Source organism: Sedimentimonas flavescens (genome assembly GCF_025154035.1).
Lineage (GTDB): Bacteria > Pseudomonadota > Alphaproteobacteria > Rhodobacterales > Rhodobacteraceae > Rhodobacter > Rhodobacter flavescens.
In genome coordinates this window covers 192,072-207,682 of sequence record NZ_JAOALJ010000006.1, presented here as the reverse complement: position 1 = coordinate 207,682, position 15,611 = coordinate 192,072, and the positions used below count along the sequence as shown (strand labels likewise).

Genomic DNA, 15,611 nt, shown 5'->3' with positions numbered 1-15,611 from the left:
GATGAAACGCTCGCGCGTCAACACGATCATGGCTGAAGCCGAGGAGATGATCGCGCAGTTCGGCTTCCGCCTGCCGCCCTTCGCATGGTGGAGCGTGGATGAGTTCCGCGCGGCCATGCCTGAGGCGCGGCGTGTCGTCTCGGCGCGCATGGGGTGGGACATCACCGATTACGGGCAGGGAGACTTCGACCGGCTGGGGCTGTTCCTGTTCACGCTGCGCAATGGCGAACTGACGGATCTGCGAACGGGCGGAGGCATGGCCTATGCCGAGAAATTGCTGATCTCGCGCCGCGATCAGATCAGCCCGATGCACCGCCATATCGTCAAGGCCGAGGACATCATCAACCGCGGTGGCGCAGGCCTGGCGGTGCAGCTTTATGGCTCGGATCCGAGCGGGGCATTCGATGAAAGCGCAGGCGGGATCGTGTTTTGCGACGGTATCCCGCGCGTCTTCACCCCGGGCGAGATCATCGTGTTACCCCCCGGCGAAAGCATCACCCTGCGCCCCGGCGATTGGCACGCCTTTTGGGGCGAGGGCGGCGATGTGCTGATCGGCGAGGTTTCGACCGTCAACGACGATCTGAGCGACAATATCTTCCGCGACCCGATCGGGCGCTTTGCCGAAATCGAGGAGGACGAGGCCCCGCGCCACCTTCTGGTCAGCGATTACGACGCCTGGCTCGGCTGAAGGAATTTTGCGGCTTCCTTCCGCGCGAAGGGTTTGAGCGCGCCGCCATGCGCCTCCAGCCAGTCGCGCACGGCTTGGGCGTCGTGCTTGGAAAGCTCGCGCAGCCACCATGCGATGGCCTTCTGGATGAACCAGTCGCGGTCTTCGGAAAGGCGCACGCACCAGCCCAACACACGTGCGCGGATCGCGGTCTCTTCGGTGGTGGGGTGGTTTTGCTTTGTCCAGGGCAGGGTGATCACCAGCGCGGCGCGGCGGGTCCACATATTGTCGGCCTCAAGCCAGGTTTCGACCTGATCGACGCGGGTCGGGTCGGCCACCAGGCGCCGGCTGCCCGCGTTGCAGGCGTGATCGGCAACCGCCCAGGCATTGAGCCCCGGCACCCAGGAGACGATCAGATCCCAGGCCGCGTCATCCGGGCGCATCCTTGCCTGCGTCAGTAGCTTGGTCGCGGCGATCATCGCCTCGTGGATGTCGCTGTCCCACAGGCCCGCGGCCAGCGCGATGCGTTCTTCAAGCGAACACTGCGCCCGCCACAGCCGGGCCATATCCTCGATCAGCGGCACGGCCACACCCAGGTAGCGGCGCGGGACTTTGTGATAGGCCTCGGCCCCGGCGGCCTTCTCTGCGTCTCCGCAGATCTCCAGCGCGGCGATGCCATCGGCAACCGAGGGCGCTGCGCCCAGATCGTCGTCTTCCTCGCCCTCGTGATACTGCTCATAGGCTGCGTCCGAGGCCGCATAGGCCCGCGCCTCGGCGTCCAACTGCGCCTCTTCCTCGGTCAGCGGGCGGTCCTCGGCGGCTATGGTGCGGGATTTGCGCGTGCGGCCCATTACTCGACCGTCACAGACTTGGCGAGGTTGCGCGGCTGGTCCACATCAGTGCCCTTGGCAACGGCGGTGTAATAGGCCAGCAGCTGCGCGGGCACGGCATAAAGGATCGGCGCCCAGGGCTCGGCCACGGCAGGCATCTTGAGCGTGGCCCAAGTGCCGTCGGAGGCCGCCGCCAGCCCCTTGCCGTCCGAGATCAGAAGCACCTCGCCATGGCGCGCCATGACCTCTTGCATATTCGACACGGTCTTGTCGAAAAGCCGGTCATGCGGCGCCAGCACGATCACTGGAACCGAGCGGTCAATCAGCGCGATCGGCCCGTGCTTGAGTTCACCTGACGCATAACCTTCGGCGTGGATATAGCTGATTTCCTTGAGTTTCAGCGCGCCTTCCAGTGCCAGCGGGAACATCGGGCCCCTGCCAAGGAAAAGGATGTCCTGCGCCTCGGCCAGACGTTCGGCCAGCTTCTCGATCTGTTCCGAACAGCCAAGCGCGGTGTTCATCAGCCCCGGCAGCGCGCGCAGCGTGGTCAGGTGCTCGTCCAGATCCGCAGGCGCGATATGGCCCCGGTCCACCCCGGCCTTGAGCGCCATCGCCGCCAGCACCAGAAGCTGGCAGGTGAAGGCCTTGGTCGAGGCGACACCCACCTCGACCCCGGCCAGGATCGGCAGGGCAATGTCGCATTCGCGCGCGATGGAAGAGGTGGGCACGTTCACTACGGCCACGGTCTTGGCAACCAACTCGTGGCAGTAGCGCAGCGCGGCCAGCGTGTCAGCGGTCTCGCCCGACTGACTGACGAAGATCGCAAAGCTGCGCTTGGGCATCGGCGGCTCGCGATAGCGGAACTCCGAGGCCACGTCGATCTCGCAGGGCAGGCCCGCGAGCTGCTCGAACCAGTATTTCGCAACCGAGCAGGCGTAGAAGGCAGTGCCGCAGGCGACCAGCGTCAGTCGGTCGAGATCGGTGAAATCAAGGCCCTCAGGCAGGTTCAACTGGCCGTTCGGCAGGTAGTGGCGCAGGGCGTCGCCCAAGACCACCGGCTGCTCGGCGATTTCCTTGGCCATGAAGTGCTTGTAGCCCGCCTTCTCGACGCGCGCCGCGCCCAGGTCAATGCGCTGCTCGTCGCGGTTTGCGCGGCGACCCTCGGCGTCGAAAATCTCGGCGCCCGCACGGGTGACGAAGGCATAGTCGCCCTCGGCGAGGTAGGTGATCCGGTCGGTCATCGGCGCCAGCGCGATCGCGTCGGAGCCCACGAACATCTCGCCCTCGCCATGGCCGATGGCCAGCGGCGAGCCCTTGCGGGCGGCGATCATCAGGTCATCCTCGCCGTCAAACAGCCACAGAAGCGCGAAGGCCCCGTCGAGTTTCTTCAGCGTCGCCAGAGCGGCCTCGCGCGGGGACATGCCGCGATCCATGAACGCGCGGGTCAGCAGGGCGACGGTCTCGGTATCGGTCTGGGTCTGCGGGGCGATCCCGGCCTCGGCCAGTTCGGCGCGCAGCTCACGGAAGTTCTCGATGATGCCGTTATGGACCACGGCGACCTTGCCCGACATATGCGGGTGGGCGTTGACGGTCGTCGCGGCGCCATGGGTGGCCCAACGGGTGTGACCGATGCCTGACTTGCCCGCCAGCGGCTCATGCACCAAGAGGTCGGACAGGTTCACCAGCTTGCCGACAGCGCGGCGGCGATCCAGCTGGCCGTTGTTGATCGTCGCGATCCCGGCCGAGTCATAGCCGCGATATTCCAGCCGCTTGAGGCTTTCCACAAGCAGGGGCGCGACTTCATGGTTTCCAAGAACCCCAATAATTCCGCACATTTACGAACCCTTTTTCATGTTTGCCTTCTTGGCCCGCAGCATCTCAAAAAGCTTCGTCGCAAGACCCGGTCGGTTCATCTGCTTGGCGCGGCCCAGGGCGATGGCGCCCGCTGGAACATTCTCGGTGATGACCGAGCCTGAACCGGTCAGCGCGCCGTCGCCCACCGTGACCGGCGCCACCAGCATCGTGTCCGAGCCGATGAACGCGTTCGCACCCACGGTGGTGCGGTGCTTGAAAACGCCATCATAGTTGCAGGTCACCGTGCCCGCGCCGATGTTGGTGCCCTCGCCAATGTCGGCGTCGCCCAGATAGGTCAGGTGGCCGACCTTGACGCCCTCGGCCAGGATCGAATTCTTCACCTCGACGAAATTGCCGATATGCACATCCTCGGCCAGTTCGGCGCCGGGGCGCAGGCGTGCAAACGGCCCGACGGTCGCCCCACGCGAGATATGGCAGCCCTCAAGATGGCAAAACGCCTCGATTTGCGCGCCGCTTTCGATGGTGACATCGGGGCCAAAGACCACGTTCGGCCCGATCACCACGTCGCGCCCGATATAAGTGTCCAGCGCGAACCAGACGGTGTCCGGGTCCACCATGGTCACGCCGTTCTCCATCGCCTCGGCGCGCATTCGGGCCTGAAAGAGGGCCTCGGCGCGGGCCAGCTCGGCGCGGGTATTGATGCCGAGGGTTTCTTCCTCGGGGCAGGTCACGACCTCGGCGCTGAGGCCCTTGGCGCGGGCGGCGGCGACGATGTCGGTCAGGTAGTACTCACCCGACGCGTTGTCATTGTTCAGGCCCGCGATCAGCTCGGTCAGCAGCACGGCATCGCAAGAGATAACACCAGAGTTACAAAGTGTTATGGCGCGTTCTTCGTCCGAAGAATCCTTGAACTCGACGATCCGGTCAAGAGCGATGCCCTTCGCGATCAGCCGTCCGTAGCGGCCCGGATCGGCGGCCTCAAAGCCCAGAACGGTGACCGCGGCGGTGCTTTCGGCCAGCCGCTCCAGCGTCTCGGGGCGGATGAAGGGCGTGTCGCCGTAAAGCATGATCACACGGCCGTCGAACCCCTCCAGCGCGGGCAGCGCCTGCGCTACGGCATGGCCGGTGCCAAGCTGTTCGGCTTGCAGGACCACCTTGGCCTCGGGGTCGATCTTGCCGACGGCCTTGGTAACGGCCTCGGCGCCATGGCCCGCGACGACGATCACCTTGTTGGGCTCCAGCGCGCGCCCTGCGGCCAAAGCATGGGCCACAAGCGGTGCAGCGCCGATGCGGTGCAGCACCTTGGGGAGGTCCGAATTCATGCGGGTGCCTTGGCCAGCGGCCAGAACAATCAACGCGATCGTCATGGGAATGCCTTTTCTTCTGCTCGGACCCGTTTTACCCATACCATATCTGGCCGCAAGGGGCGCGCATTCACGCTATCTTTCGGGTTCGTAACAGGGGAATTCCATGCGCACGGTGGTGTTTGATCTCGACGGCACGTTGGCCGATACCTCGGCCGACCTGATCGCCGCAGCGAACGCCTGCTTCGAGGCGCGTGGTCTGGGGCGCCCTCTGGACCCGGTCGGCGATGCGCTGATCGCCTTTCACGGCGGGCGCGCGATGCTGCGCGCGGGCTACGCGCGGCTCAACGAGGCGCGGGCAGAGGACCTGATCGAGGCCGATTACCGCCCGCTGCTTGACCATTACGCCGCGCATATCTGCGTTGAAACGCGGCTTTACCCCGGTGCCGCCGAGGCGGTCGAGGCGCTGCGCGGGCAGGGCTACGCGACCGCCATCTGCACCAATAAGCCCGAGTATTTGGCGCGTGATCTGGTCGCCCAACTGGGCGTGGCCGGGCTGTTCGGCGCGCTGATCGGGGCCGACACGCTTCCGGTGCGCAAGCCCGACCCCGCGCCCTACCGGGCCGCCGTGGCGGGGGTAGGGGGCGATGCCGCGCGCTCGATCCTGATTGGCGACACGGTGACCGACCGAGAGACGGCGCGCGCCGCCGGTGTGCCCTGTGCGCTGGTAACCTTCGGCCCCGAGGGGCGGGGGATCGAGCGCCTTGCGCCCGAGGCCCTGTTGGAGCATTACGGTGATCTTCCCGCGTTGGCGGGACGTTTTCTGCCCGACTGATTTAACCCCGCGGTTTTCCCGATGACCAAAGCCCCCGGCCGCCACGCGGTGAGCTTCGTCCTGCTTCTCGTCTTTCTCGACATGGTCGGACTCGGGCTGATCCTGCCCGTGCTGCCCAAGCTGATCGAGACCGTAGGCGATATGGATCTGGCCGAGGCCTCGCGCATCGGGGGCGGCATGTTCGCGGCCTTCAGCCTCGCGCAGTTCGTCTTTTCGCCGCTGGCCGGAGCGCTGTCGGACCGGTTCGGGCGGCGGCCCTTGCTGCTTCTGGCGATTGCGGGGCTTGGGGTGGATTACATCTTTCACGCGCTCGCGCCCTCGGTGCTGTGGCTTTTCGTGGGGCGGATCGTGGCGGGGGCCTGCGGGTCGTCTTACGTCATCGCCAACGCCTTCCTGGCCGATGTGACTGCGCCCGAGGCGCGCGCCAAGGCCTTCGGGATGCTCGGAGCCGCCTTCGGCATGGGCTTCGTTCTTGGGCCTGCCATCGGCGGGCTGTTGGGAGAGCTTGGCCCGCGCGTGCCCTTCTGGGTGGCGGCGGCGATTTCGTTCGCGAACCTCGTCTATGGCTATTTCGTCCTGCCCGAGACCCTGCCGCCCGAAAAACGCCGCGCCTTCCGCTGGCGCGAGGCGAACCCGCTAGGCGTGCTGGCGGTGTTTGCCCGTCACAAGGGCGTTCTGCCGCTTGGCGCGGTGTTGGCGGTCTACTTCTTCGGCTCGGCTGTCTATCCGGCGATCTGGTCGTTCTGGGGGATCGCCAAGTTCGGCTGGTCCGAGGCGATGGTGGGTATCTCGCTGGCGGCCTTCGGTATCGTCTGGGCAGTGTTCCAGGGCGTGCTGACCGGCCCTGCCGTGCGGCTCTGGGGTGAGTGGCGGGTGGCGATGGTCGGTCTGATCATCGCGGTTCTGGCCTGCGCGGGCTATGGCTTTGCCAATGGTATCATCGCGGTGGTGGCGCTTTTGGTCTTCCACGGGCCTGAGGGTTTCGTGAACCCGATGCTGGCCGCGCTGATGTCGCGCGCCGTGCCCGAGGACGAGCAGGGCGCGCTGCAAGGTGGGATCTCGGCGGCGATGAACCTTGCGATGCTTCTGGGGACGCTATTTTTCACCCAAGTCTTCGGCTACTTCCTGTCGGATGCGGCGCCCTTCCGCAGCCCCGACATGGCCTATTTTGTCGCCGCCGTGACGCTGCTGGTGGCGCTGGCGATGTTCTGGCCGCAGTTTCGGCGCGCACGCGGCTAGGGGCGGGGGAAACGTGCGCGGGCGGCTTCGGCCTCGGGGCGCAGCGCGCAGCCCTCGGCATGGTCGTTGATCAGCCCCATCGCCTGCATGAAGGCATAGACCGTGGTCGGCCCCACGAATTTCCAGCCGCGTTTCTTCAACTCCTTCGACAGCGCGACCGAGGCGGCCGAAGTCGAGGCGCTTTGCGGCGTTGCCAGATCCTCGGGGCGGGGTTCATAGCGCCATATGAAGGCGGCCAGCGAGCCCTCGGCCGCGACCATCTCGCAGGCGCGGGCGGCGTTGTTGATCACGGCCTCGATCTTGCCGCGATGGCGCACGATGGAGGCATCAGCGAGCAGGCGCTCGACATCCTCGGGGCCGAAGGCCGCGACCTTGTGAAAGTCGAACCCCGCGAAGGCCGCGCGAAATCCCTCGCGCTTGGCCAGGATGGTGCGCCAACTCAGCCCCGACTGGAAACTTTCCAGGCAAAGCTTCTCGAACAGGCGGATGTCGTCGCCCACCGGAAAGCCCCATTCCCGGTCGTGATAGTCGAAAAACTCCGGTGCGGCTGCGCACCAGGCGCAGCGCGGGCGCCCGTCCGGGCCCTCGATGGTCTTGCTCATGTGCACCTCCCTTTGGCCCATGATGCACGGGGAAGGGCGGGCGGTCAGCCCCCGATCTTACTCGGAACCATATAGCGGCACGGTCGAGATCGACATTTTGGCCGAGCCCTCGGTGAGTTCGGTCGCATGGGTCAGATAGATCAGGGTCTGGTGCGCCTCGTCGAAGATCCGGGTGACCTTGAGCGACTTGAAGATCAGCGAGCGGCTTTCGGAAAAGACCTTCTCGCCACTTGGGCCACGGTCGATATCGCCGATCTTGATCGGTCCCGTCTGGCGGCAGGCGATGGAGGCGTTCGAGGGGTCTTCGAACCAGTTACCCTGCGTGATCCGATCAAAGAACGAGCGGTCGAAATAAGCAATATGGCAGGTAACGCCCTGCACCTTGGGGTCTTCGATCGCCTCGATGAGGATGTCGTTTCCGACCCAATCGACGCCGACCTCCCCAACCTGCTCGGCGCCAGCGGCGGCTGACAGAAGCGGTGCGGCGATCAGGGCTGCGGTCAAAATCTTGCGCATGAATGCCTCCTGTAATCTGTCGATCAACATGGGTATCGCCGCCGTTCATGCAAGAGTTTTGCGAACAGGGCTTGACGCGAATCGGACATCGGCGCAATAAATGAACGAGCGTTCAATAACGGGGAGGAAAGTTATGTTCGCGGGTTCTATGACGTTCGATCTGGGCGAGGATGTGAATGCGCTGCGCGATATGGTGCACGCCTGGGCGCAGGAGCGGGTCAAGCCGATCGCGGCGCAGGTGGATCGCGACAACATCTTTCCGCATGAGCTGTGGGCGGAGATGGGCGAGCTGGGTCTGCTTGGCGTCACCGTTGCCGAAGAATACGGCGGCTCGGGCATGGGCTACCTGGCGCATGTGATCGCCACCGAAGAGATTGCGCGGGCTTCGGCCTCGATCTCGCTCAGCTACGGGGCGCATTCCAACCTCTGCGTCAACCAGCTCAAGCTAAACGGCAGCGCGGCGCAGAAAGCCAAGTATCTGCCCGATCTCGTGTCGGGGGCAAAGGTCGGTGCGCTGGCCATGTCGGAATCCGGTGCGGGTTCGGACGTGGTGGGCATGAAGCTGCGCGCCGAGAAGAAGGACGGCTACTACGTCCTGAACGGCCATAAATACTGGATCACCAACGGCCCCGACGCCGATACGCTGGTCGTCTATGCCAAGACCGACCCGGAGGCGGGCTCGCGGGGTATCACGGCCTTCATCATCGAGAAATCGTTCAAGGGCTTCTCGACCAGCCAGCATTTCGACAAGCTCGGTATGCGCGGCTCGAACACGGCGCAGCTGTTCTTCGACAATTGCGAAGTGCCCGAGGAGAACGTGCTGGGTGCCGAAGGCAAGGGCGTGCGCGTCCTGATGTCGGGTCTGGACTACGAGCGCGTGGTGCTCTCGGGGATCGGCACCGGTATTATGGCGGCCTGCCTCGACGAGGTCGTGCCCTACTCGCAGGAGCGTCAGCAGTTCGGCCAGCCGATCGGGAATTTCCAGCTGATGCAGGCCAAGATCGCCGACATGTATGTCGCGATGAACACGGCCCGCGCCTATACCTATGAGGTCGCCAAGGCCTGCGATCGCGGCGCGGTGACGCGTCAGGATGCGGCAGCAACGGTGCTCTATGCCTCGGAACAGGCGATGGTGCAGGCGCATCAGGCGGTTCAGGCGCTTGGCGGTGCGGGCTTCCTGCAAGACAGCGTGGTCTCGCGCCTCTTCCGAGACGCCAAGCTGATGGAGATCGGCGCGGGCACCTCGGAGATCCGCCGGATGCTGATCGGTCGCGAACTGCTGGCGGGCGCGTGATGCGCGCGCTGGCCCTCGCGCTGTTGCTACCTGCGCCGGTTCTGGCGCAGGGCGCACTGCCGGTGGACTATGACGCTTCGGTGATCGAGGCCTGCTTGGGCGCGAAATCGACCGAGGCGCGCAATGAGTGCATCAGTGTCGGCGCGGCTCATTGCATGCTCACCAGCGATGGGGGCAGCACGAACGCGGGCATGGGCTTCTGCTTTGGCGCCGAGCGCGCCGACTGGGATGCCCGGCTGAACGCCGCCTATAAGGAGCTGATGGCGGCCGAGACGGCGGCGGATGCCGAGATGGCGGAAATCGGAAGTGCCGCGGCGCCGATGGCACCCGCGCTTCAGCAGATGCAGCGCGCCTGGATCGCCTTCCGCGACGCGGCTTGCGAATATGAGATGACGCAATGGGGCGGGGGCTCTGGGGCGGGGCCGGCAGGATCGGCCTGCACCATGCGCATGACTGCCCTTCAGGCGCTGGAACTGATGGCGCGACTTGAAGACAAGGCTCGGTAAGGGACGGAGATCACACATGAAACTCGTATCATCCTTTGTCTCCGGCTCGGATGCGGCACGGCAGAATCGCGAGGCGCATCTGGCTATGCTGGCGACCGTGCGCGAGGCAGCCGATCGCGCCGTCGCCGGTGGCGGCCCCGAGGCGACCGCGCGCCACGTGGCCCGTGGCAAGATGGCCCCGCGCGAGCGCGTGGCAGGTCTGCTCGACCCCGGATCGCCCTTCCTCGAGGTCGGCGCGACGGCAGCGCATGGCATGTATGACGGCGCGGCACCCTGTGCGGGCGTGATCGCCGGGATCGGCCGTGTGCACGGGCAAGAGGTGATGGTCGTCGCCAACGACGCCACGGTGAAGGGCGGCACCTATTACCCGATGACGGTGAAAAAGCACCTGCGCGCCCAGGAGATCGCCGAGGAATGCGCGCTTCCCTGCATCTATCTGGTGGACTCGGGCGGTGCGAACCTGCCCAACCAGGACGAGGTCTTCCCCGACCGCGATCACTTCGGCCGCATCTTCTTCAACCAGGCGCGGATGAGCGCCAAGGGCATTCCCCAGATCGCCGTTGTGATGGGATCATGTACCGCTGGCGGCGCCTATGTGCCCGCGATGTCGGATGTGACGATCATCGTGAAAGAGCAGGGGACGATCTTCCTTGCCGGTCCGCCGCTGGTGAAGGCCGCCACGGGTGAGGTCGTCACCGCAGAGGATCTTGGCGGTGGCGATGTGCACACCCGCCTCTCCGGCGTCGCCGATTACCTGGCCGAGGATGACGCGCATGCGCTCGCGCTTGCCCGCCGTGCGGTCAGCCATCTTAACCGCGCGAAGCCCGCGTCGGTGCAGTGGCAATCGCCCGAAGACCCGGCCTATGACCCCGAGGAAATCCTCGGCGTCGTTCCCGCCGATCTTCGCACCCCTTATGATATCCGCGAGGTGATCGCCCGCCTCGTCGATGGCTCGCGCTTCGATGAGTTCAAACCGCGCTTCGGTGAGACGATCGTGACAGGCTTCGCCCATGTCATGGGTTGCCCCGTCGGGATCGTCGCCAACAACGGTGTGCTCTTCTCCGAGGCTGCGCAAAAGGCCGCGCATTTCATCGAGCTTTGCTCTCAGCGCTCTATCCCGTTGGTGTTCCTGCAAAACATCACCGGTTTCATGGTGGGCCGGAAATACGAAAACGAAGGTATCGCACGCCACGGCGCCAAGATGGTGACTGCAGTCGCGACAACCTCGGTGCCCAAGATCACCATGCTGGTCGGCGGCTCGTTTGGGGCTGGCAACTACGGCATGGCGGGTCGCGCCTATTCGCCGCGCTTCCTCTGGACCTGGCCCAACTCGCGCATCTCTGTGATGGGCGGCGAGCAGGCAGCGGGCGTTCTGGCGACCGTGCGCCGCGAGGGGATCGAGCGCAAGGGTGGCAACTGGTCCGCTGCGGAAGAGGCGGAGTTCAAGCGCCCGACAATCGAGATGTTCGAGCGCCAGAGCCATCCGCTCTACGCATCAGCGCGGCTTTGGGATGATGGCGTGATCGACCCGCGCCACTCGCGGCAGGTGCTAGCGCTTTCGCTGTCGGCAAGCCTCTGCGCGCCGATCGAACCGACACGCTTCGGCGTGTTCCGTATGTAAACTTCTTGCCTCCGGCGGAGGTATTTGGACCAAGAAGAACGCATAGTTTCTTCTTGGCGAAAATACCTCGGGGGGCTCCGCAGGAGCGGGGGCAGCGCCCCCTCTGACATTGGACACAGGGAGGAGCCCATGTTCCGCAAGATCCTGATCGCCAACCGTGGCGAAATCGCCTGCCGTGTGATCGACTCCGCACGCCGCATGGGAGTGGCGACAGTGGCGGTCTATTCTGACGCCGATCTGGGCGCGCGCCATGTCGCCATGGCCGATGAGGCGGTCCTGATCGGTGGCCCGGCGCCGAAGGACAGCTATCTCCGCGGCGACGCGATTATCGCCGCGGCGCTTGCGACGGGAGCCGAGGCCATTCACCCAGGCTACGGCTTCCTGTCCGAGAACCCGGAGTTCGTGGATGCCGTTGAGGCCGCGGGCCTTGTGTTCATCGGTCCTTCGGGTCGCGCGATCCGCGCGATGGGTCTGAAGGATGCGGCGAAGGCGCTGATGACGGAGGCTGGCGTTCCCGTTGTGCCCGGCTATCACGGCGAGAATCAGGACCCCGAGCATCTGGCCGGTGCGGCCGAGGCTGTGGGCTATCCTGTGCTGATCAAGGCCGTTGCCGGTGGCGGCGGCAAGGGGATGCGCAAGGTAGACCGGGCGCAGGACTTCGCGGCTGCGCTTGCCTCGGCGCAGGGTGAGGCCCAAACCGCTTTTGGCAACCCCGCCGTGCTGATCGAGAAATACGTCGAAAAGCCTCGCCATATCGAAGTGCAGGTCTTTGGCGATGGCACCCATGCGGTGCACCTGTTCGAGCGCGACTGCTCGCTCCAACGACGCCACCAGAAAGTGATCGAGGAAGCCCCGGCCCCCGGCATGACCGCGGAAATGCGGCAGGCGATGGGGCAGGCGGCCGTCCGCGCCGCCGAGGCGATCAATTACAAGGGCGCGGGCACGATCGAATTCATCGTGGATGCCTCGGAAGGGCTGCGCCCTGACCGCTTCTGGTTTATGGAAATGAACACCCGCCTTCAGGTCGAGCATCCGGTGACCGAGGCGATCACCGGCGTCGATCTGGTCGAGTGGCAATTGCGTGTGGCAGCGGGCGAGGCTTTGCCTGCGCGGCAGGAGGATCTGGCGATCCGCGGTCATGCCTTCGAGGCGCGGCTTTATGCCGAGGACGTTCCGGCAGGCTTCCTGCCGGCGACAGGCACTCTGGCCCATCTGCGCTTCGCGACCGGTGCACGGATCGAAACTGGGGTGCGACCGGGCGACACCATCAGCCCTTGGTATGACCCGATGATCGCCAAGGTCGTGGTGCATGGCCCGACGCGCGCCGTGGCGCTGGCAAGCCTTGCCCGCGCGCTTGAGCAGACCGAGGTTGCGGGAACCACGACGAACCTCGCCTTCCTGGGTGCGCTTGCGCGGCATCGCGGCTTTGCAGCGGGCGATGTCGATACCGGCCTGATCGGGCGCGATCTCGATGCGCTGGTGCATGAGGCCGAGGCGCCTCTGGCGGCGCGGGCGTTGGCGGCGCTGGCGGCGGCGGGGCTCGAATCGGGGCAGGGGACCGGTTTTGCGCTTTGGGGGGCGTTGCGGCGGTCGATCGCCTTTGATCCCCCGGCCTATCTGCGGGTCGAAGGCTCGGGCCGTGTGGCGGTCGAGATCGAAGGCGCCGAGCATATCTGCGAGTTGCGCACCGATGGCTGGTGGGTCGATGGGGCGAAGACGGGCGCGCGGTTCCATCTGGGCGGGGACGAAATCACGGTCTTCCTGCACGGTGCGCATCGCTTTGCGCGCCCCGATCCGCTGGCCCGCGCCTCGCAGGGGCCGGCCTCGGATCTGACACTGGCGCCGATGCCGGGGTTGGTGAAGGCGGTTTTCGTGCAGCCCGGCCAGCAGGTGGCGGAAGGCGACAGACTGGCCATCCTTGAGGCGATGAAGATGGAGCACACCATGCTGGCCGCACGCGCGGGCACCGTGGCTGAGGTGCTCGTATCGGAAGGTTCGCAGGTCGAGGCCGGGGCGGCATTGATCCGTCTGGCCGAGGAAGAGGAGGCCGCATGATCCGGCTGCACCACGTTCCCGGCTCGCGCTCGTTCCGGGTGCTCTGGCTGCTTGAGGAACTTGGCGAAGCGGCCGAGCTGCGGCTCTGGTCGCTGACCGACGGCAGCCTGCGCAGCCCCGAGTTTCGGGCTCTGAGCCCGGCCGGGCGCATCCCCGCGCTTGAGGTGGACGGGCAGGTGGTCTTCGAGTCGGGTGCAATCGTGCAATACCTGACCGAGACACGTGGGCGGCTTGCACCCAAGCCGGGAGAGGCCGAGCGCGCACAGTTCCTCGAATGGGTCAGTTTTGCGGAAACACAGGCCAGCATCCTGCAGAACCTCAATATTCATCATATCTACCTGCGGCCCGAAAGCGCCCGGTCGGCCGCGCTGACCAAGCTTGACACCAAGCGGCTTGAGGTTACCGTTCGTGCGCTGGAAGGCTATTTGCAGGGGCGCGAGTGGTTGCTGAGCGATTTCTCGGCCGCGGACTGCATGATGGGTTTCAACGTCGAGGCGATGTTCCGCTTCGTGCGGCCCGATGCCTACCCGGCGCTTGCCGCCTATTGCGCGCGCGCCATGGCGCGTCCAGCCTATCAGCGCGCCGCCGCGAAGAGCGGCTCCAGTGCGATCTACACCCAGGACTTCTACGAGTTGCCCAATGCCTGAGACCGTTGAAATCTTTGAGATGGCGCCCCGCGACGGGCTGCAGAACGAAAAGCGGATGATCCCCACGGCGCAGAAGATCGCGCTGGTGGACTGGCTCAGCAAGGCCGGGTTCCGGCGGATCGAGGTTGCCTCCTTCGTCAGCCCGAAATGGGTGCCGCAGATGGCCGACAGCGGCGATGTGCTGGCCGGGATCAGTCGCGCGCCGGGCGTGCGCTATGCCGCGCTCACACCGAACCTGAAGGGTTACGAGGCCGCCCGCGCGGCCCGCGCCGATGAGGTGGCGATCTTCGCATCGGCCTCGGAAGGGTTTTCGCGCGCCAATCTCAATTGTTCGATAAGTGAAAGTCTTGAACGCTTCGCGCCCGTGATCGAGGCTGCAAAGGTCGATAATATGCCGGTGCGCGGCTATGTCTCGGTGGTGACGGACTGCCCTTATGACGGGGCGATCGCGCCGGAGGCCGTTGCGCGGGTGGTGGCCGCGCTGCGCGATCTAGGCTGCTATGAAGTCAGCCTGGGCGACACGATCGGGCAGGGGCGCCCCGAGACGATCAGCGCCATGCTGGAGTCGGTGCTGAACGAGTTGCCGCCTGAACGTCTGGCCGGCCACTACCATGACACCGCAGGGCGCGCACTCGAGAATATCGAGGCGAGCCTGGCGCTTGGCTTGCGAGTCTTTGACGCCGCCGTGGGCGGCCTTGGCGGTTGCCCCTATGCGCCGGGTGCCGCCGGCAATGTGGCGACCGAAAAGGTCGCCGCGCGGCTGGCCGAATTGGGCTATGACACCGGGCTGAATATGGCGGTGCTGCAAGAGGCCGCCACGCTGGCGCGGTCGATGAAGGGAGGCCAGGATGGCTGAGACGATCCGGATCGAGACCGACTCGCGCGGTGTGGCCCACCTGTGGCTGGCCCGCGCCGACAAGCACAACGCGCTGAGCGCGCAGATGATGGATGAGATCACCGCCGCGATCACCGATCTGGGCAATGACCCTTCGGTGCGCGTGGTCGTGCTGGCTGCCGAAGGTGCAAGCTTCTGCGCCGGGGGCGATCTGAAGTGGATGCAGGCCCAGATCGCGGCCACCCCCGAGGAGCGCGCCGCCGGGGCGCGCAAGCTGGCGGGGATGCTTTCGGCGCTGGATCGCTGCCCGAAGCCGCTGATTGGCCGGGTGCATGGCAATGCCTTTGGCGGCGGCATCGGCATGATGTCGGTCTGCGACGTCGCCGTTGGGGTCGAGGGCGCGCGCTTCGGCCTGACCGAGACACGGCTGGGGCTGACGCCCGCGACCATCTCGCCCTATGTCGTGGCGCGCATGGGCGCGGCCAAGGCGCGGCGGGTCTTCATGTCGGCGCGCCTCTTTGAGGCCGCCGAGGCGCGGGAGTTGAACCTGCTGGCCAAGGTTGTGGCACCGGACGCCCTCGATGCCGCGATCGAGGCCGAGGTCGTCCCCTATCTGAGCTGCGCGCCCGGCGCCGTGGCTGACGCCAAGGCGCTGATACGGATGCTCGGCCCCGACACCGGCCCCGAGGTTCAGGACGCCACCATCGCGGCGCTTGTGGCGCGGTGGGAAAGCCCCGAGGCGATGGAGGGAATCACCGCCTTCTTCGACAAGCGCAAGCCGGGCTGGATTGCCTGAGGCGGTAAAGTAATTTCCCCGGTCTGGCGGATTTTGTTGACTTTGATCA

General features: G+C 65.8%; 15 protein-coding genes. 10 read left to right on the top strand and 5 right to left on the bottom strand.

Translation table 11 applies throughout. The features are described from left to right. Window position 1 precedes the first annotated feature (1 nt). On the top strand, window positions 2-688 hold the full coding sequence (locus N3C64_RS12835; protein ID WP_260014763.1) for a D-lyxose/D-mannose family sugar isomerase: 687 nt from the start codon (window positions 2-4) through the stop codon (window positions 686-688). Here the strand turns inward: N3C64_RS12835 and N3C64_RS12830 are convergent. Genes N3C64_RS12830 through glmU form a run of 3 tightly spaced genes read right to left on the bottom strand, consistent with a single transcriptional unit; the run spans window position 667 to window position 4,679 of the window. Continuing rightward, a complete protein-coding gene (locus tag N3C64_RS12830; RefSeq protein WP_260014762.1) occupies window positions 667-1,518 on the bottom strand; it encodes a DNA alkylation repair protein in 852 nt (283 codons plus the stop codon). The two genes, N3C64_RS12835 and N3C64_RS12830, sit on opposite strands and share 22 nt — an antisense overlap. Beyond that, window positions 1,518-3,332, bottom strand: a complete 1,815-nt coding sequence (gene glmS, locus N3C64_RS12825; RefSeq protein WP_260014761.1) for a glutamine--fructose-6-phosphate transaminase (isomerizing) — start codon at window positions 3,330-3,332, stop codon at window positions 1,518-1,520. The genes N3C64_RS12830 and glmS overlap by 1 nt, the downstream gene beginning before the upstream one ends. Then, the gene (gene glmU, locus N3C64_RS12820) at window positions 3,333-4,679 is read right to left on the bottom strand and encodes a bifunctional UDP-N-acetylglucosamine diphosphorylase/glucosamine-1-phosphate N-acetyltransferase GlmU (RefSeq protein ID WP_260014760.1); all 1,347 of its coding nucleotides are present in this window, start codon (window positions 4,677-4,679) and stop codon (window positions 3,333-3,335) included. A 103-nt stretch (window positions 4,680-4,782) separates the two neighbouring features. Here glmU and N3C64_RS12815 point away from each other — a divergent pair, with 103 nt between their 5' ends. Further along, window positions 4,783-5,451 (top strand): HAD family hydrolase, encoded by a 669-nt coding sequence (locus N3C64_RS12815; RefSeq protein ID WP_260014759.1) that lies wholly within the window; start codon window positions 4,783-4,785, stop codon window positions 5,449-5,451. Between the two features lie 21 nt (window positions 5,452-5,472). Continuing rightward, window positions 5,473-6,690: a TCR/Tet family MFS transporter gene (locus N3C64_RS12810; RefSeq protein ID WP_218629642.1), complete on the top strand. Its 1,218-nt coding sequence runs from the start codon at window positions 5,473-5,475 to the stop codon at window positions 6,688-6,690. Here N3C64_RS12810 and N3C64_RS12805 read toward each other — a convergent pair. Both N3C64_RS12805 and N3C64_RS12800 read right to left on the bottom strand, forming a co-directional pair. Beyond that, a complete protein-coding gene (locus tag N3C64_RS12805) occupies window positions 6,687-7,292 on the bottom strand; it encodes a DNA-3-methyladenine glycosylase I (RefSeq protein ID WP_260014758.1) in 606 nt (201 codons plus the stop codon). The two genes, N3C64_RS12810 and N3C64_RS12805, sit on opposite strands and share 4 nt — an antisense overlap. A gap of 57 nt (window positions 7,293-7,349) precedes the next feature. After that, on the bottom strand, window positions 7,350-7,808 hold the full coding sequence (locus N3C64_RS12800; protein ID WP_260014757.1) for a CreA family protein: 459 nt from the start codon (window positions 7,806-7,808) through the stop codon (window positions 7,350-7,352). A gap of 133 nt (window positions 7,809-7,941) precedes the next feature. On the opposite strand from N3C64_RS12800, the gene N3C64_RS12795 reads away from it, so the two are divergent. The 7 genes from N3C64_RS12795 to N3C64_RS12765 all read left to right on the top strand — a co-directional run bounded on the left by N3C64_RS12795 (window position 7,942) and on the right by N3C64_RS12765 (window position 15,562). Beyond that, window positions 7,942-9,102 (top strand): acyl-CoA dehydrogenase family protein, encoded by a 1,161-nt coding sequence (locus N3C64_RS12795; RefSeq protein WP_218629645.1) that lies wholly within the window; start codon window positions 7,942-7,944, stop codon window positions 9,100-9,102. After that, a complete protein-coding gene (locus tag N3C64_RS12790) occupies window positions 9,102-9,608 on the top strand; it encodes a lysozyme inhibitor LprI family protein (RefSeq protein WP_260014756.1) in 507 nt (168 codons plus the stop codon). Before N3C64_RS12795 ends, N3C64_RS12790 begins: the two co-directional genes overlap by 1 nt. A 16-nt stretch (window positions 9,609-9,624) precedes the next feature. Beyond that, the gene (locus tag N3C64_RS12785) at window positions 9,625-11,229 is read left to right on the top strand and encodes a carboxyl transferase domain-containing protein (RefSeq protein ID WP_260014755.1); all 1,605 of its coding nucleotides are present in this window, start codon (window positions 9,625-9,627) and stop codon (window positions 11,227-11,229) included. 129 nt (window positions 11,230-11,358) lie between these two features. Beyond that, window positions 11,359-13,284 carry an acetyl/propionyl/methylcrotonyl-CoA carboxylase subunit alpha gene (locus N3C64_RS12780; RefSeq protein WP_260014754.1) on the top strand — a complete coding sequence of 642 codons (1,926 nt, stop codon included), beginning with the start codon at window positions 11,359-11,361 and terminating at the stop codon, window positions 13,282-13,284. Next, window positions 13,281-13,931, top strand: a complete 651-nt coding sequence (locus N3C64_RS12775) for a glutathione S-transferase family protein (RefSeq protein ID WP_260014753.1) — start codon at window positions 13,281-13,283, stop codon at window positions 13,929-13,931. The genes N3C64_RS12780 and N3C64_RS12775 overlap by 4 nt, the downstream gene beginning before the upstream one ends. Further along, a complete protein-coding gene (locus N3C64_RS12770) occupies window positions 13,924-14,787 on the top strand; it encodes a hydroxymethylglutaryl-CoA lyase (protein ID WP_260014752.1) in 864 nt (287 codons plus the stop codon). Before N3C64_RS12775 ends, N3C64_RS12770 begins: the two co-directional genes overlap by 8 nt. Then, on the top strand, window positions 14,780-15,562 hold the full coding sequence (locus tag N3C64_RS12765) for a crotonase/enoyl-CoA hydratase family protein (protein WP_260014751.1): 783 nt from the start codon (window positions 14,780-14,782) through the stop codon (window positions 15,560-15,562). Before N3C64_RS12770 ends, N3C64_RS12765 begins: the two co-directional genes overlap by 8 nt. Window positions 15,563-15,611: the final 49 nt, after the last annotated feature.

What these genes read in the sequence shown, in the direction of transcription:
- N3C64_RS12835 (WP_260014763.1), top strand. Translation starts at nt 2, where the DNA reads ATGAAACGCTCGCGCGTCAACACGATCATGGCTGAAGCCGAGGAGATG.
- N3C64_RS12830 (WP_260014762.1), bottom strand. Translation starts at nt 1,518, where the DNA reads ATGGGCCGCACGCGCAAATCCCGCACCATAGCCGCCGAGGACCGCCCG.
- glmS (WP_260014761.1), bottom strand. Translation starts at nt 3,332, where the DNA reads ATGTGCGGAATTATTGGGGTTCTTGGAAACCATGAAGTCGCGCCCCTG.
- glmU (WP_260014760.1), bottom strand. Translation starts at nt 4,679, where the DNA reads ATGACGATCGCGTTGATTGTTCTGGCCGCTGGCCAAGGCACCCGCATG.
- N3C64_RS12815 (WP_260014759.1), top strand. Translation starts at nt 4,783, where the DNA reads ATGCGCACGGTGGTGTTTGATCTCGACGGCACGTTGGCCGATACCTCG.
- N3C64_RS12810 (WP_218629642.1), top strand. Translation starts at nt 5,473, where the DNA reads ATGACCAAAGCCCCCGGCCGCCACGCGGTGAGCTTCGTCCTGCTTCTC.
- N3C64_RS12805 (WP_260014758.1), bottom strand. Translation starts at nt 7,292, where the DNA reads ATGAGCAAGACCATCGAGGGCCCGGACGGGCGCCCGCGCTGCGCCTGG.
- N3C64_RS12800 (WP_260014757.1), bottom strand. Translation starts at nt 7,808, where the DNA reads ATGCGCAAGATTTTGACCGCAGCCCTGATCGCCGCACCGCTTCTGTCA.
- N3C64_RS12795 (WP_218629645.1), top strand. Translation starts at nt 7,942, where the DNA reads ATGTTCGCGGGTTCTATGACGTTCGATCTGGGCGAGGATGTGAATGCG.
- N3C64_RS12790 (WP_260014756.1), top strand. Translation starts at nt 9,102, where the DNA reads ATGCGCGCGCTGGCCCTCGCGCTGTTGCTACCTGCGCCGGTTCTGGCG.
- N3C64_RS12785 (WP_260014755.1), top strand. Translation starts at nt 9,625, where the DNA reads ATGAAACTCGTATCATCCTTTGTCTCCGGCTCGGATGCGGCACGGCAG.
- N3C64_RS12780 (WP_260014754.1), top strand. Translation starts at nt 11,359, where the DNA reads ATGTTCCGCAAGATCCTGATCGCCAACCGTGGCGAAATCGCCTGCCGT.
- N3C64_RS12775 (WP_260014753.1), top strand. Translation starts at nt 13,281, where the DNA reads ATGATCCGGCTGCACCACGTTCCCGGCTCGCGCTCGTTCCGGGTGCTC.
- N3C64_RS12770 (WP_260014752.1), top strand. Translation starts at nt 13,924, where the DNA reads ATGCCTGAGACCGTTGAAATCTTTGAGATGGCGCCCCGCGACGGGCTG.
- N3C64_RS12765 (WP_260014751.1), top strand. Translation starts at nt 14,780, where the DNA reads ATGGCTGAGACGATCCGGATCGAGACCGACTCGCGCGGTGTGGCCCAC.